The sequence below is a fragment of the Aequorivita sp. CIP111184 genome, assembly GCF_900489465.1.
Lineage (GTDB): Bacteria > Bacteroidota > Bacteroidia > Flavobacteriales > Flavobacteriaceae > Aequorivita.
The window spans coordinates 185,160-200,309 of record NZ_UEFQ01000013.1 but is presented as its reverse complement, the minus strand read 5'-3'; the positions used below and the strand labels follow the sequence as shown (position 1 = coordinate 200,309).

Sequence of the window (15,150 nt, the reverse complement as noted above, 5' to 3'; positions counted from 1 at the left end):
TACTTTAACATCGCTATGAATTACAGAAATCTTTTCATTTTAATATTTTTAGGAATACTCATTTCGGGCTGTAAGCAAGTTCGTAAAGCAGCAGATGTAATAATACAACCAACAGCGCGCGAAGTATACGAACGCAACTTTTCAAAAAATGATTCGCTATTGCTTCGTTGGAAAAATGCTTTTGAAAGTGCAAAACATGACAGTATTCAAATCACACTGCCATATTCTGAAAGTGGCGTTTTCTCGATAGAAAATTTCAACGTTTACAGTTATAATATTCAGTTGAAAGAAGGTGAGCGCATTGTGATTGAGGTTGAAAAACAGCCCGATTCTGCTTTTGTTTTTGTAGATCTTTTTCAGGCTAAGAGCGATTCCCTTAAAATTTTCAAGCATTTAAAAAGTTCCGATGATAAAAAATCCACTCTTTCTCTGGAGATTGAAACTTCCGGCTTTTATAAAGTTATTGTGCAACCGCAAATGCAATTGCAAATTCCTTTTGTATTGAAAATTTATACAGAACCGCTGTATGAGTTTCCGGTAAGTGGCGCTGGCAATAAAAATATCCAAAGTTTTTGGGCAGATCCTCGCGACGCGGGAAGTCGTTCCCACGAAGGTGTTGATATTTTTGCAGATCGCGGAACGCCGGTTGTTGCCGTCACCGATGGTATAGTATCTTCAACAGGGGAGCGCGGTCTGGGCGGGAAACAGGTTTGGTTGAAGGACGGTATTTTTGGAAAAACTATCTATTACGCACATTTAGATAGCATTGCAGTTTCTGAAGGGAAAAAAGTAAAAATTGGCGATACACTTGGTTTTGTTGGAAACACAGGAAATGCCAAAACTACTCCACCGCATCTTCATTTTGGGATTTATAAATCAAAAGGGGCGGTGAATCCGCTTTCGTTTATCAAAAAGACCGAAATACAAACCAGCGAAATGCCTTCTTCTGTTATAAAAGCGGTCACTTTAAAAAACCGGTCTGAAATTCGGAAAGGTCCTGCTTCGGTTTACAAAGAATTTGGAAGTTTAAAAAAGAACGATACAATTATCGTTTTAGGAAAAAACCAAAAATGGTTTCACATACAAACTTCGGACAGTTTAAAAGGTTACGTAAACGAAACTGTTATAAAACCCCTTCCTTCAAATTAACTTTTCTTTAGCCATCAAAAAAATTGCTTAATAGTATCTTTAGAATTCAATTCTGAAAAAAAATACTATGTCCATCTTTTCAAAAATCAAGCAAACTATTCATTTAATGAAAGACATCGATCTTGATGCGCTCGGTAAACTTTCGCAAAAAGTAGATCTTTCTGAAATAATGAAAACTGTTGGCGAGCTAGACGACCGTCAATTGGCAGGTTTAATGAAAATGCTGAAGCACAAAGGTGGAAAAAAGGGACAGCACAAACTGCCCCCGATTGACGGTGATTTTTATGATATGGCTTTAAAGCTTACTCCCGCACAACGCGAACTACAAATAAAAGTCCGCAATTTTATGGAAGACGAAATTAAGCCAATTGCCAATGAATACTGGAACAAGGCTGAATTTCCATTCCAAATCATTCCTAAAATGGCAGAACTAAACATTTGCGGACTTACCTATGAAGGTTACGGAACACCAGATGAAACATACGTAATGGAAGGAATTATAGCTATGGAACTTGCTCGAGTAGATGTTTCCATTTCCACCTTTTTTGGCGTACATAGCGGTCTTGCTATGGGATCCATATACATCTGCGGGAGTGAGGAACAAAAACAGGAATGGCTTCCCAAGATGGCCAAAATGGAACTAATCGGTGCTTTTGGACTTACGGAACCCGAAGTTGGATCGGCGGTTGCAGGGGGTATGGATACTACGTGTAGGCTGGAAGGCGATGAATGGATTTTGAACGGACAGAAAAAATGGATTGGGAATGCCACATTTGCCGATGTTATTATTATTTGGGCACGCGATGAAGCTTCCGATCAAGTGAAAGGATTTTTAATTCGAAAAGGAAATCCAGGGTTCAAAGCTGAAAAAATTGAAAATAAAATGGCGCTACGTACCGTGCAAAATGCGCTAATAACTTTGACTGATTGCCGCATTCCCGAAAGTGACCGTCTTCAAAAATGTGATTCTTTTAAAGATACGGCAAAGGTATTGCGAATGACACGTGCCGGAGTAGCTTGGCAAGCGGTCGGTTGCGCGCGAGGTGCTTATGAAGCAGCTTTGAAATACACAAAAAAGCGCGAACAGTTTGGAAAACCAATAGCCTCATTTCAATTGGTTCAAAATCATTTGGTAGAAATGGTCGCAAATTTAACCGCGATGCAAACCATGTGTTTCCGACTTTCGGAATTACAGGATGAAGGTTTGTTGACTGATGAACACGCTTCACTCGCAAAAGTATTCTGTAGTATGCGAACCCGCGATGTAGTTAGTCAGGCACGCGAAGTTATGGGCGGAAACGGAATTTTATTAGAATATGATGTAGCACGCTTTGTTGCCGATGCCGAAGCAATTTATAGCTATGAAGGCACCAAAGAAATTAACTCTTTAATTGTTGGTCGTGCGATTACGGGTTATAGTGCTTTTGTTTAAGGCGCCGGATTTGGAATTTGAGAGTGAATCATATCAATTTCCTTTAAAATTTCTTTTGAAAGCGAAATATTGATACTTTCAATATTTTCTGAAAGTTGGGTAATTGAAGTTGCGCCAATAATTGGAGCAGTTACAAACTTCTTCTGAAGAATAAATGCTAAAGACATTTGCGCAAAATTCAGGTTGTGCTTTTTGGCAATTTCATAATATTGTTGTGTTGCTTCCAAAGCAGGTTTGCTGCTGTAACGAGTATATTGTTTGAATTGATTGATTCGGGAATTTTCATTGGCTATTCCATTTAAATATTTTCCAGTGAGTGTTCCGAAGCCTAAGGGCGAATACGCTAAATAGCCAATATTTTCACGTTGAAGAATTTCCGAAAGACCAATTTCGTCTTTTCTATTCACCAAATTATATGGATTTTGAACCGAAACGATTTTTAACTTTCCTTTTCGCGATTCTTCCATACAACGCATTGCGCCAAAAGGGGTTTCATTTGAAAGTCCGATATGGCGAATTTTTCCCGCTTTCACGAAATCTTCCAAATCTGCTAACAATTCAGAAAAATTATCTTTCCAAACTTCATCCTCTTTACGGGTGTAATCAAGTTGGCCAAAATAATTGGTGTTTCGCTCTGGCCAATGCAGTTGAAAAAGATCGATATATTCTGTTTGTAATCTTTTTAGACTTTTATGAAGTGCGTCTTCCAAAGATTTTTTACTGAAGTCCAAAGGCTTCCGAATATGATCCATATTTCGGCTTGGTCCAGCAATTTTTGAGGTGATGATCAAATCTTCACGATTCTTCTTTTTGGCCAACCAATTGCCAATATAAGTTTCTGTTCTCCCCTGCGTTTTTGGGTTTGCGGGAACGGGATACATTTCGGCACAATCAATAAAATTAATTCCTTTTTCAATAGCAAAATCGAGCTGTTCGTGGGCTTCGGCTTCTGTATTTTGCTGGCCCCAAGTCATGGTGCCAAGACAAAGTTTACTTATTTTTAAATCTGTATTTGGGAGGATTGTATATTTCATTTTTGGAATTCAAGTTCCACTAAATGTGGGCAATGGTCACTGTGCATCGCTTCCGGCAAAATAACGGCTCTTTTTAAATTTTTCAATAACGGTTCCGAAACCAAATTGTAATCTATTCGCCAACCTTTGTTGTTGTTTCGTGCATTGGCGCGGTAACTCCACCAAGTATAATTGTCCGGTTCTTTATTAAAATGGCGGAAACTGTCTATAAAACCACTTTTCATAAATCCATCCAACCATTCTCTTTCAACAGGTAAAAAACCTGAAACGTTTTTATTCCGAACGGGATCGTGAATGTCTATTGCTTCGTGACAAATGTTGTAATCACCACAAATCACCAGATTCGGAATCTCTTTTTTCAGATTGTCAACATATTTTTGAAAATCTGCCATATAAGTGAACTTATGCTCCAAACGGGCAATGTTTGTTCCGCTTGGCAAATACAGGCTCATTACAGAAACATCGTCAAAATCAACACGGATGTTTCTTCCTTCTGCATCCATATATTCAATGCCTGTGCCGTATTCAACGTGATTTGGTTTTATTTTGGAAATAATTGCTACGCCACTATAGCCCTTTTTTACCGCACTGTACCAATAGTGATAGGGATAACCAGCTTTTTCTATTTCCTCGATTTCCACTTGGTCAAAATTGGCTTTGGTCTCTTGAAGGCATATAACATCAGGGTTTGCGGCTTTCAACCAGTCAATAAACCCTTTGCGCATTGCAGCTCGAATTCCGTTTACGTTGTATGAAATAATTTTCATTGTAAGAAGCGTTTGTTAAAGGCCACTAAGTTAATTAACATTGTATTTTTACACGGCTCACGCCAGTAAAGATTTTCATAATATATTCACAAAATATAATACGCTACATTCAGTTATATTGATGATGAAGTTTTACCTGTTAGTTTCTTTTCTTTTTATTGCGGCCATTGGCCATGCACAGGATATTTCTTCAAACTACCGCGAAAAGAAAGTTGCAGTGAAAGACACCGTGGTTTTAGATAGCGTGAGCATTAATCCAAAACGGTTTGCCATTCTTGATAAAAACGGAAATTCGCCAGATCCTTTTAGCTATCTGATGGATTTTAAAAAAGGGATTATTATCTTTTCCGAAGAATTGCAGCAACAGCAAGATTCGCTTACCATTCAGTATTTACGGTATCCAGATTTTTTAACACGAGATTATTTCGCACTCGATCCTAAAATTATTGTTGAAAATACAGGAAAAATTGATAAGCTATATTCGCTGCAGGAAAGCACAAATCAAAATACTTTTACCCCCTTTGACGGGTTGAATACTTCCGGAAGCATTTCAAGGGGCATTACTATTGGGAACAATCAAAACGCTGTGGTAAATAGTGAATTGGATTTACAAATTATTGGAAAACTGAGCGACAAAGTTTCCATTCGTGCTTCCATTCAAGACTCTAATATTCCGGCACAGGAAGGTGGTTATTCGCAAAGCTTGAATGAATTTGATCAAATTTTTATTGAGCTTTATGGAGATGATTGGAACATTCGCGCAGGTGATATTGATTTGCAGAACAACAATAGTTATTTCGGAAGATTTACAAAAAAAGTGCAGGGAATTTCGCTTGGCGGAACTTTTAATAATGAAGACGGTTCCAAAATTTCGGCCTTTGCATCAGGCGCTTTGGTGCGAGGTGTTTTTTCAAAAAGTGAATTTGTTGGACAGGAAGGAAATCAAGGGCCTTATAAATTGGTTGGTCCCAACGGTGAACTATATATTTTAGTAGTTTCTGGTAGCGAACGGGTTTACGTAAATGGTTTGCTTCTTCAACGTGGTGAGAACGAAGATTATGTAATTGATTATAACGCAGGCGAAATAAAATTCAATCCAACATATCCAATCACGAGTAATATGCGTATTACGGTTGAATATCAATATACCGATAGAAGTTATACACGTTTTATTGGTTATGGCGGCGGAAATTATACTAGTGAAAATTTAGATTTGGGCGTATATGTTTATTCTGAAAACGATGCTAAAAACCAGCCATTGCAACAAAACCTTTCCGAAGAGCAGGTGGCTATTCTACATGCTGCGGGTGATGATCGTGATTTAATGAACGCTCCTTCAGCCGTGCCAGACACCTATTCTGAAAATAAAATTCTTTATAAAAAGGAAAACATAAATGGTGAAGATATTTTTGTGTTTTCAAGCAATCCCGACGACGAGCTTTTTAGTGTCCGATTTTCCCTCGTAGGCACCAATAACGGTGATTATGTGATAAGCGACACCAATGCCATCAGCCGTATATTTGAGTATGTGGCTCCAGTAAACGGAGTAAGGCAGGGTAATTATGAGCCCATTATTCGCCTAAATGCTCCTATAAAAATTCAAGTTGGTGGCTTAAATGGAAGCTTTCACCCTTCGGAGAAATCACGAATTGATTTTGAAGTTGCGGGAAGCAAAAACGATCTCAACCTATTTAGTGATATTGACGACGGTAACAACGATGGTTTTGCTGGAAGATTGGCATTCAAGCAACGTGTTTTGACAACTGCAGATACGCTTAAAGTGGATGCTTTTGGTTCCTTAGATTTTGTCCAAAGAGATTTTAGAACTGTGGAAAGGCTTTATAATATTGAATTTAATAGAGATTGGAACCTTGTAAATCCAATGGGAAATCAAAGTTTTGTGATTTCTGGGGTTGAGGTTTCGCACCCAAAAATTGGCGGTGGCCGTTACGAGTTTCAAAATTTAAATTATACGGAGAATTTCAACGGTACGCGCCATGTGATGGCTTCGGAATTAAAACTGAAAAAATTAAAATTACTAACCTACGGAAGCTATTTAAATAGTAAAGCAGATTCTATTTCCTCAAAATTTTTCAGATTGAATAACATTACCACCTATTCTTTTGAAAAAGTTTGGGTTGGCGGAAAAGTTGCGTTGGAAGACAACCGGATACAAGATGTTTCACGTGATAGCATTTCGCCCGTAAGTCAGAAGTTCAGTTCTTTTGAAGTCTTTTCTGGTATTGGTGATAGTACGAAAGTTTTTGTGGAAGCGGGTTATCAGTTCCGTGTGAATGACAGTGTTCGGAATAATTTACTTCAAAAAGTGAATTCATCAAATACATATTATTTAAAATCACGCCTTATAAATACTGAAAACACACAGCTTTCAGCCTTTGCGAATTATAGAACTTTAAAATATGAGCCTTTTTTAAGAAATGGAACGGGTATAAACAATTTTACGCCTCCTATAAATAGTGTTCGAGAAACTGAGCGATCCTTGAATTCAAGAATTTTATACAATCAAGCGTTGTTTGATGGTGGTATTCGCTGGAATACAGCCTTAGAATCTAATAATGGCGTTATTCCGCAACAAGAGTTTACGTATATAAAAACAGATGCGGGGCAGGGCGTTTATACCTGGATTGATTATAATAATAACGGGGTTCAGGAGTTGGAAGAATTTGAAGTAGCACAGTTTCAGGACCAAGCGGAATACATCCGGATTTTGCTTCCCAATCAGGTGTTCTTGAAAATAAGGGAAAATAAATTCAGTCAGATCCTCACATTAAACCCGCAAAATTGGTCAAATAAAGAAGGATTTAAAAAAGTGTTGTCACATTTCTATAATCAAACCTCCTATGTTTTAGACCGGAAAGTGAAGCGAAAAAACGATGGCTTCAACATTAATCCTTTTGAAGATGGTGGGGATGACCAATTAGGACTTACGCTAAATTTTAGAAATGCTTTATTTTTCAATCGCGGAAAACAGCATTTAACCACGAGTTACACTTTTATTTCCACTTCTAGCGACAACTTGCTCGCCACAGGTTTACAGCGTAGCGATTTGAAGAGCCATCAATTGAACTTCAATCATAAGTTTTGGGAAAGTTGGTTGCTGAATTTAAAAGGCGCAACGGGTAGTAATGAAAGTCTTTCTGAGAATTTTGCGAATCGAAATTATCGTTTGGATTCGTATGAATTTAATCCAAAGATTTCCTATTTACTCAGCCAACAAACTCGGTTTGATGTTTTTTACGAATTTAAAAACCAAGACAACCAATTGGGCAATATGGAAATGCTGAACCAGCAAACCTTGGGCTTTTCTTTTGCATATACAAATGCCGAAAAAGTTTCAATAAATGGCGAATTCAATTATATTGATAACAAATTTGAAGGCAGTGCTTTTTCACCTGTGGCTTATCAAATGTTGGAAGGTTTGCAGCCTGGAACCAATTTTACATGGCGATTACTTTTTCAGAAACGAATAACAAAATATTTGGATGCCAACCTTTCATATTTTGGAAGAAAAAGCGAAACTACCAAAACCGTGCATACTGGAAGTATTCAGTTGCGGGCGTATTTTTAAAATTTGTATATTCATACTTCATTTAGAATTATTTAATCATGGGTTCAAAAATAATAATTGCATTTTTAACTTTTGTACTGGTTTCCTGCGGAACAATAGGTAATCGGTCTCAAAATGTTGAAACCAATAGTCCTGCTGAGATAGAAGCGAAGAAAATTGCTGCAAAAGAAAAGATGGATGCTGGTTATTTGCCGGGAAGAATAATTTATTCTGAAGAAGCTGACGATTGTGAATATACAATTCAGTTAAAAGAAGGTGAGAGGGATTTTTATTACGTTGACCCAATAAATCTAGACGAAAACTTTCATACTGATGGCCAAACTATTTGGGTAAAATATGCAGGGCTTAATAGAATGAATCGATGTGAAAAAGCTGCTCCTGTAAGCATTATAGAAATTGAAAATCGCGATGAATAAAAGTTTAAATATTGAAAAAAAGTTTCTAATAAAAGAGCTTTTTTCTTCTCATATAAATGATTCTAAAATATTCTAGAAGAATATAGTTTTTGTATCTTCAAAATTCATTTTAAACCCAACAAAATGTTTTTAAAAATAGGACTTGCAATCTTTTCAACCTTAATTCTTTCCTGTGGCACCACAGAAAAGCAACCCCAAACTACTTCCACTTCTGAAACAACATCTTCGGAAACCACTTCAAGCACAGAAACAATGGATCCACAAAAAATGATGGCAGCAGGCTATTTATTGGGAACTATTGTATACTCTGATAAAGAAGGCGATTGCCCGTACACGATACAAATGCCAGGAGATAAGATGGAGTTTTATTATTTAGACCCAATTAATTTGGAGGAAACCTATAAAAAAGATGGGCAAAAAGTTTGGATTAAGTTCAACGGTTTGCGCCGAATGAATCGTTGTGATAAAGCAACTCCCGCGGAAATTACAGACATAAAAAAAGGAGGATAAATAAATGTCCTCCCCATTTAAATATAAAATTAACCACTTAAAATTTTAGGAAAGCCAGTTTTTGAATGAAATGGTTTCCTTCATTTTTTCTGAAATTTCTTCAATAGAAATTCGTTCCTGTTTCATCGTGTCGCGATAGCGTATGGTTACAGTGTTGTCTTCAATAGTTTGATGATCCACGGTGATGCAGAATGGTGTTCCAGCGGCATCTTGGCGGCGATAGCGTCTTCCCACAGCATCTTTTTCGTCATAAATTACGTTGTAATCCCATTGTAGATCTTCAATAATTTTTTGTGCAATTTCTGGCAAACCATCTCTTTTTATCAATGGAAGAACAGCTGCTTTTACGGGAGCTAAAATGGCAGGTAATTTTAAAACAGTACGCACACTTCCGTCTTCCAACGTTTCATCTTGAAGCGAATTGCTCAAAACGGCAAGGAACATTCTGTCTAAACCGATAGAAGTTTCAACTACATAAGGCACGTAGCTTTCATTTAATTCTGGATCGAAGAATTGTAATTTCTTTCCTGAGAATTTTTCGTGTGCCTTTAAATCGAAATCGGTTCGGGAATGAATTCCTTCCAATTCTTTAAATCCGAAAGGAAAATCGAATTCAATATCTGTTGCAGCATTGGCGTAATGCGCCAGTTTTTCGTGATCGTGAAAACGATAGTTTTCTTCTCCCAGTCTAAGGGAAAGATGCCATTTTAAGCGGGTTTCTTTCCAGTACTCATACCATTTTAGTTCTTCTCCAGGGCGAACAAAAAATTGCATTTCCATTTGTTCAAATTCCCGCATTCGAAAGATGAATTGTCTCGCAACAATTTCATTCCTAAAAGCTTTTCCTGTTTGGGCAATTCCGAAGGGAATTTTCATCCGTCCGCTTTTTTGAACGTTCAAAAAATTTACAAAAATACCTTGGGCAGTTTCAGGGCGTAGGTAAAGATCCATCGCGCTATCTGCTGAAGCTCCCAGTTTTGTACCAAACATTAAATTGAACTGTCGCACCTCTGTCCAGTTTTTTGAACCAGTTTCAGGATCGGCAATTCCAAGCTCTTCAATCAAAGCTTTGACGTCTGCCAAATCTTCTTTTTCGAGCGATCGTGCCATTCGTTCTAAAACGGAACGCTGTTCTTCAAGATACTTAACAACGCGTGGATTGGTGGTTGTAAATTGTTCTTCATCAAAACTGTCTCCAAAACGGCCTTTTGCTTTTTCAATTTCTTTTTGGGCTTTTTGATATAACTTTTCAGCATAATCTTCAATCAGCACATCTGCGCGGTAGCGTTTTTTAGAATCTTTGTTGTCTATCAACGGATCGTTGAAAGCATCAACATGGCCTGAAGCCTTCCAAGTTGTGGGGTGCATTAATATTGCGGAATCAATTCCTACAATATTTTGGTGCATATACACCATGCTTCGCCACCAATATTCTCGGATGTTTTTCTTTAATTCTACACCGTTTTGGGCGTAGTCGTAAACAGCGCTAAGGCCGTCGTATATTTCGCTGGATGCAAAAATATAACCGTACTCCTTTGCGTGAGATACTACTTTTTTAAATTGATCTTCGTTATTTGCCATAGCGCAAAAATAAAAAAACCGCCGTGATATGTTCACGGCGGTTTCATTTATTTTATAATTTACCTACTCTTATTATAAAATAATCTTATTTAAGCTCCATTGTGGTGGTTGCAATTTGGCTTGCACCATCAAAAAGATTGATAGTATATCTACCTTCTACAAGATCAGATTCTGTAGAGTTTACAAGGATACAAACGTCAAGTTCATCGTTCTCATAAAATACATTTGTGGAAGCACTATAGTTAAGGTTTTTGTCCTCAAATTGCTTAACTACATTGTCACCCATCATTTTATTTTTTGGGTTTATTACTTGAACATATAGAATTCTATCGCCTTTTTGCGCAATAGCATTGGGAGCTAATGTAAAGCAGGTTCTTATTTTATCTGCACGACTGGCGCGTTTTGTGTCAACTACTTTTCCACTGTTTCTTATAATTACAGCTTCTCCACGAAGGTCAGTAGCTTTAACGATAGAACCTTTTTTAATTGTTTCATTCATCGCCATATTTTCTTGGCTAACAGAATCTACCACCATTCGTGTGTTTGAGAGCTCCATGGAAGTGCTGTCGCGTTCCATTGCAAGTTGTTTGTTTGCAGCAATTAAACTATCAGCACGCTTAAAGAGCATTGAGCGTTCTTGTTTTAATCTGCCCACTTCTACTTTGTATCGTTCTATGAGTCCAATATTAGCTTGTGCACCTTTTACAGAATCTAAAAGAACTGTAATTCTTTCTCGGGCTGCAAGTAGATCTTTGTCCTTAAGTTCATTGTCCTTAATTACTTCGTCATAATTTGCAATTAATCCTTCAAGTTCTTGTTCAATATCTGCTTTTTGCGTCTCAAGGTTTGATACTGTATTTTTACTATCGTTAAATAGTGTTACGGTGTAAACCGCCAAGGCAATTAGCAAAACCGATAGAACCCCTATAAGGATCTTAAATTTGCCACTGTTGTTTTCGTTTTCTGTACTCATAATTAATAAGTTAAGTTTGAACGGTAAATGTAGGTAGGTATTTCTTTAACAAACGTTTACAAAATGGTAAAAATTCTTAAAATATGTTAAATTTACTTTTTCCCAAAATTTGTAATGGTTGTAAACAGCCACTTTTAAAGGGACAAGAGATTTTGTGCGAAGAATGTATTCATTCAATTCCCTTGGCATCTTTTCACAAAACGGGAAGCGATATGCTTAAAAATAAATTTTATGGTAGATTTTTGGTCCAAAATGCAACAGCTCTCGTCGATTTTCAGAAAAAAGGAATTACCCAAGAATTATTACATAATTTAAAATACCGTGGACAAAAAGAAATAAGTTCATTTTTTGGAAAATGGTTGGGGGCGGAACTTGCAGAAATTCCCGCCTACCAAGAAATTGATTTGGTAATTCCGGTACCATTGCACAAACAAAAATTGAAAAAACGCGGCTACAATCAAGTGGAAGGTTTTGGAAAAGAAATTGCAACAGCGTTGAATATTCCCTATGAAGATGATATTTTAATAAAAGTTTCCAAAAGTGGCTCGCAGGTTTTTAAAACGCGAATGCTTCGTTTTGAGGCCGAGGAAATTTTCACAGTAAAAAATTTGGAAAAAATAAATAACAAACACGTACTATTGGTGGATGATATTATAACCACAGGCGCTACGCTTGAAAAATGTGCGTTACAATTGTTGAAAGCCGAAAATGCAAGCATCAGTATCGCTACAATTGCAACATCATAAAGTTATTTCCAAATGGTAAAAGGTTATTGTTTATTTTTGAAACCGCAATCCATCGTTAAGTAATTTTAATAGCACTCAGTGAAACATCGCCTTCTTTATATTCCCATTGCTTTTTTATTTATGCTTTCTTTTGTGGACTGCGCAAAAAAAGGGACGCCCTCCGGTGGGCCACGAGATACTATTCCACCAATTATTGTGAATAGTAGCCCAGAAAACTACAGTATTAACTTTACGGGAAACGAAATTGAAATTCGTTTTGATGAATATATAAAACTGAAAGAAATTAATAAGGAATTGATTATTTCGCCACCAATGAAATTTGCCCCCGTAATCACCCCTTTAAGTACTTCAAAAACGCTAAAAATTAAGCTTTTAGACACTTTAAAGCCCAATACCACCTATTCTTTCAATTTTGGTAACAGTATTGTGGACAATAACGAGGAAAATAAGTTCGATTACTTTAAATATATTTTTTCCACGGGAAGTTATATTGATAGCTTAAAACTTTCGGGAAAAGTAAAAGATGCACAGCACATCACTCCCGAAATTCCGACCACGGTAATGCTCTATGAGGTGAACGAAACTTTTACAGATTCATTAATCTATTCTGAAAAACCCACTTATATAACGGTAACCAAAGACAGCATTGGGACTTTTGAACTGAGCAATTTGAAATCAGGAAAATATCTGCTTTTAGCTTTGAAGGAGAAAAATAGCGATTACATTTTTCAGCCACAAAACGATAAAATTGGTTTTGTAAAGCAGTTAATTACACTTCCCACAGATTCAACATATACACTTACGCTTTTTAAAGAAACCCCAGATTATAAATTAGCTCGGCCTAATCAAGTAGGGAAAAACCATATTGTTTTTGGTTATGAAGGACGCGCAGATAGCTTAAGTATTAAAATGCTTTCCCCAGTGCCGGAAGATTATGTTTCAACTGTTTTTAAAGACGAAAAAAAAGACACACTCCATTACTGGTTTAAACCTGCTATTGAAACAGATTCTTTACTTTTTAAAGTTGCCAACGGAAATAGTATTGATACGGCCACGGTGCGAATGCGTGAACTTTTTAAAGACTCACTGAAAATTTCGGCATTAAAAACGGGGACGCTTAAATTGAAGGATACTTTTAAAATACGCGCCAATACACCGCTGGTTTCTTTTAATGCTGAAAAATTTCAAGTGATGGCGAAAGATTCTTCATTCGTAGAAGCCACAGTAAAGTTGAATAAAGAATATAATTGGGCAGAAGTATTTTTTCCAAAGAAAGAGGATGAAAGCTACTTAGTGAAGCTTTTACCGGGAGCATTGACAGATTTTTTTGACGCTAGCAATGATACATTACAATTTTCGGTGAATACTCGACTGGCTTCAGATTATGGAACGCTAAATCTTACTTTGGTGAATGTAAATCGTTTTCCTGTAATTGTACAAATGGTGGACAGCAAATACAATGTTGTGGGTGAGGAATATTTAAACGAAAACAAACCTGTATTTTTTGATGCGCTTTCCCCAGACAAATATTTTTTAAGAATAATATACGATGATAACGAAAATGGTATCTGGGACACGGGAAGTTTTCTAAATCGTTTGGAGCCCGAAAAAATTATTTATTACCCAACGCAAATTGAAGTCCGAGCCAATTGGAGTTTGAATGAAACGTTTACTTTAAAGTAAAGTGATCGCGATCATTCAAAAACTGCAAATGCTTCCGGTTGGTGTTAATGTGTTCTTTTTCCAAAGTAATGTTTTCTGAAAATTCTCCAGAAACTGAAGTGGAAATCTGTTTGCCCAAAACATCATAAATAGTTGAGTGGCCTATATATTCGTGGTCATTTCCATCAAAACCTACACGGTTCACTCCAATGCAATACGCCAAATTTTCAATAGCTCGGGCTCGCAGCAATGTGTCCCAAGCAAGGGTTCTAACTTTAGGCCAATTGGCAACATAAATTAAAATATCGTACTCTTCCGTATTCCTTGCCCAAACAGGAAACCGCAAATCATAACAAACCAAGGGGCAGATTTTCCATCCTTTATAATGAACAATCAGAAGTTCGGTTCCAGCGGAATAGGTTTCGTTTTCCTTTGCTAAAGTGAAGGTATGTTTCTTGTCATATTTTTTGTAACTCCCATCTGGAAAAACAAAAAAAAGGCGGTTGTAAAATTGATTATTTTCAGTAATAATAACGCTTCCGGTTATTGCACAATTGTTTTTCTGTGCTTCGGAAATCATCCAATATAATGTTTTTCCATCGTTTGCTTCGGCAAGTTTTTCAGCATTCATTGAAAACCCTGTAGTAAACATTTCAGGAAGAACTATTAAATCGGTTTTGTCTTTGGTATTTTGAATTTTCTCGGAAAACATTTTACGATTTGCTTCAGCATTTTCCCAATGCAACTCACTTTGAATGATTGTAATTTTAAATAATTCTTTCAAATTAAAATTCTTTCATTATTAGCTATTTTTTTTCTAATAATTCCACCATTTCCTTGACTCCCTGTATTTTAGCGTGATCTGCTGCCGTAAGTCCTTTATCATCTACTAAAGATGTGTTTGCGCCTTTCTGCAAAAGCAAAGTGGCTATTTCTTTTCGTCCAAAAGTTGCAGCAAATATTAAAGCCGTGGCACCGTTGAAATTTTTTGTGTTTGGATTTGCGCCTTTTTCTAACAACAATTTGGCAATATTATCAAATCCTTTAAAACAAACTCCCATCAAAGCTGTATTACCAGACGCATCTTGCGCGTCAATATTTTGAGGGTTTTTTAAAATAATTTCTGAAATGTCGTGAAAGCCATAGTAAGTTGCGAGTAGTAAAGGTGTGGAACCTCGGGTGTCTTTCGTGGAAACTAATTCAGGATTGCTTTCCAAAAGTTGTTCAACTTTGGCAAAATCGTCCTCTCTTATTGCATTAAAAAGTTGTTCTCGCATTCTATAAAGTTAAG

At 36.8% G+C, this 15,150-nt stretch carries 13 protein-coding genes; 7 read left to right on the top strand and 6 right to left on the bottom strand.

The genetic code is table 11. The features are described from left to right. Positions 1-15 precede the first annotated feature (15 nt). Positions 16-1,149 (top strand): M23 family metallopeptidase, encoded by a 1,134-nt coding sequence (locus AEQU1_RS01030; RefSeq protein WP_111878082.1) that lies wholly within the window; start codon positions 16-18, stop codon positions 1,147-1,149. A gap of 67 nt (positions 1,150-1,216) precedes the next feature. Further along, the gene (locus AEQU1_RS01025; RefSeq protein ID WP_111878080.1) at positions 1,217-2,581 is read left to right on the top strand and encodes an acyl-CoA dehydrogenase family protein; all 1,365 of its coding nucleotides are present in this window, start codon (positions 1,217-1,219) and stop codon (positions 2,579-2,581) included. On the opposite strand, the gene AEQU1_RS01020 is transcribed toward AEQU1_RS01025, so the two are convergent. Together AEQU1_RS01020 and AEQU1_RS01015 are read right to left on the bottom strand one after the other, a co-directional pair. Then, positions 2,578-3,615 carry an NADP(H)-dependent aldo-keto reductase gene (locus AEQU1_RS01020; protein WP_111878078.1) on the bottom strand — a complete coding sequence of 346 codons (1,038 nt, stop codon included), beginning with the start codon at positions 3,613-3,615 and terminating at the stop codon, positions 2,578-2,580. The two genes, AEQU1_RS01025 and AEQU1_RS01020, sit on opposite strands and share 4 nt — an antisense overlap. Beyond that, positions 3,612-4,382 carry an exodeoxyribonuclease III gene (locus tag AEQU1_RS01015; protein WP_111878077.1) on the bottom strand — a complete coding sequence of 257 codons (771 nt, stop codon included), beginning with the start codon at positions 4,380-4,382 and terminating at the stop codon, positions 3,612-3,614. Before AEQU1_RS01015 ends, AEQU1_RS01020 begins: the two co-directional genes overlap by 4 nt. Before the next feature lie 124 nt (positions 4,383-4,506). Between AEQU1_RS01015 and AEQU1_RS01010 the strand changes: the two genes are divergently transcribed. From AEQU1_RS01010 to AEQU1_RS01000, 3 genes are all read left to right on the top strand, one after another. After that, positions 4,507-7,971: a hypothetical protein gene (locus AEQU1_RS01010; RefSeq protein ID WP_111878075.1), complete on the top strand. Its 3,465-nt coding sequence runs from the start codon at positions 4,507-4,509 to the stop codon at positions 7,969-7,971. A 38-nt stretch (positions 7,972-8,009) separates the two neighbouring features. Further along, positions 8,010-8,387, top strand: coding sequence for a hypothetical protein (locus AEQU1_RS01005; protein ID WP_111878073.1), 378 nt, complete (start codon positions 8,010-8,012; stop codon positions 8,385-8,387). Positions 8,388-8,510: 123 nt separating this feature from the next. Continuing rightward, complete coding sequence (locus tag AEQU1_RS01000; RefSeq protein ID WP_111878072.1) at positions 8,511-8,897, top strand: hypothetical protein; 387 nt, start codon at positions 8,511-8,513, stop codon at positions 8,895-8,897. A 45-nt stretch (positions 8,898-8,942) separates the two neighbouring features. On the opposite strand, the gene AEQU1_RS00995 is transcribed toward AEQU1_RS01000, so the two are convergent. Together AEQU1_RS00995 and AEQU1_RS00990 are read right to left on the bottom strand one after the other, a co-directional pair. Further along, entirely contained in the window at positions 8,943-10,478 is a 1,536-nt protein-coding gene (locus AEQU1_RS00995; protein WP_111878070.1) for a glycine--tRNA ligase, read from the bottom strand. Positions 10,479-10,563: 85 nt separating this feature from the next. Next, the gene (locus tag AEQU1_RS00990; protein ID WP_111878068.1) at positions 10,564-11,451 is read right to left on the bottom strand and encodes a hypothetical protein; all 888 of its coding nucleotides are present in this window, start codon (positions 11,449-11,451) and stop codon (positions 10,564-10,566) included. An 83-nt stretch (positions 11,452-11,534) separates the two neighbouring features. Between AEQU1_RS00990 and AEQU1_RS00985 the strand changes: the two genes are divergently transcribed. After that, positions 11,535-12,197, top strand: a complete 663-nt coding sequence (locus AEQU1_RS00985; protein ID WP_111878067.1) for a ComF family protein — start codon at positions 11,535-11,537, stop codon at positions 12,195-12,197. Positions 12,198-12,275: 78 nt separating this feature from the next. Beyond that, on the top strand, positions 12,276-13,880 hold the full coding sequence (locus AEQU1_RS00980) for an Ig-like domain-containing protein (RefSeq protein WP_146743695.1): 1,605 nt from the start codon (positions 12,276-12,278) through the stop codon (positions 13,878-13,880). On the opposite strand, the gene AEQU1_RS00975 is transcribed toward AEQU1_RS00980, so the two are convergent. Together AEQU1_RS00975 and AEQU1_RS00970 are read right to left on the bottom strand one after the other, a co-directional pair. After that, a complete protein-coding gene (locus AEQU1_RS00975) occupies positions 13,867-14,643 on the bottom strand; it encodes an amidohydrolase (RefSeq protein WP_111878064.1) in 777 nt (258 codons plus the stop codon). The genes AEQU1_RS00980 and AEQU1_RS00975 overlap by 14 nt on opposite strands. Positions 14,644-14,665: 22 nt before the next feature. Further along, entirely contained in the window at positions 14,666-15,136 is a 471-nt protein-coding gene (locus AEQU1_RS00970) for an ankyrin repeat domain-containing protein (protein WP_111878062.1), read from the bottom strand. Between the last annotated feature and the right edge of the window lie 14 nt (positions 15,137-15,150).

What these genes read in the sequence shown, in the direction of transcription:
- AEQU1_RS01030 (WP_111878082.1), top strand. Translation starts at nt 16, where the DNA reads ATGAATTACAGAAATCTTTTCATTTTAATATTTTTAGGAATACTCATT.
- AEQU1_RS01025 (WP_111878080.1), top strand. Translation starts at nt 1,217, where the DNA reads ATGTCCATCTTTTCAAAAATCAAGCAAACTATTCATTTAATGAAAGAC.
- AEQU1_RS01020 (WP_111878078.1), bottom strand. Translation starts at nt 3,615, where the DNA reads ATGAAATATACAATCCTCCCAAATACAGATTTAAAAATAAGTAAACTT.
- AEQU1_RS01015 (WP_111878077.1), bottom strand. Translation starts at nt 4,382, where the DNA reads ATGAAAATTATTTCATACAACGTAAACGGAATTCGAGCTGCAATGCGC.
- AEQU1_RS01010 (WP_111878075.1), top strand. Translation starts at nt 4,507, where the DNA reads ATGAAGTTTTACCTGTTAGTTTCTTTTCTTTTTATTGCGGCCATTGGC.
- AEQU1_RS01005 (WP_111878073.1), top strand. Translation starts at nt 8,010, where the DNA reads ATGGGTTCAAAAATAATAATTGCATTTTTAACTTTTGTACTGGTTTCC.
- AEQU1_RS01000 (WP_111878072.1), top strand. Translation starts at nt 8,511, where the DNA reads ATGTTTTTAAAAATAGGACTTGCAATCTTTTCAACCTTAATTCTTTCC.
- AEQU1_RS00995 (WP_111878070.1), bottom strand. Translation starts at nt 10,478, where the DNA reads ATGGCAAATAACGAAGATCAATTTAAAAAAGTAGTATCTCACGCAAAG.
- AEQU1_RS00990 (WP_111878068.1), bottom strand. Translation starts at nt 11,451, where the DNA reads ATGAGTACAGAAAACGAAAACAACAGTGGCAAATTTAAGATCCTTATA.
- AEQU1_RS00985 (WP_111878067.1), top strand. Translation starts at nt 11,535, where the DNA reads ATGTTAAATTTACTTTTTCCCAAAATTTGTAATGGTTGTAAACAGCCA.
- AEQU1_RS00970 (WP_111878062.1), bottom strand. Translation starts at nt 15,136, where the DNA reads ATGCGAGAACAACTTTTTAATGCAATAAGAGAGGACGATTTTGCCAAA.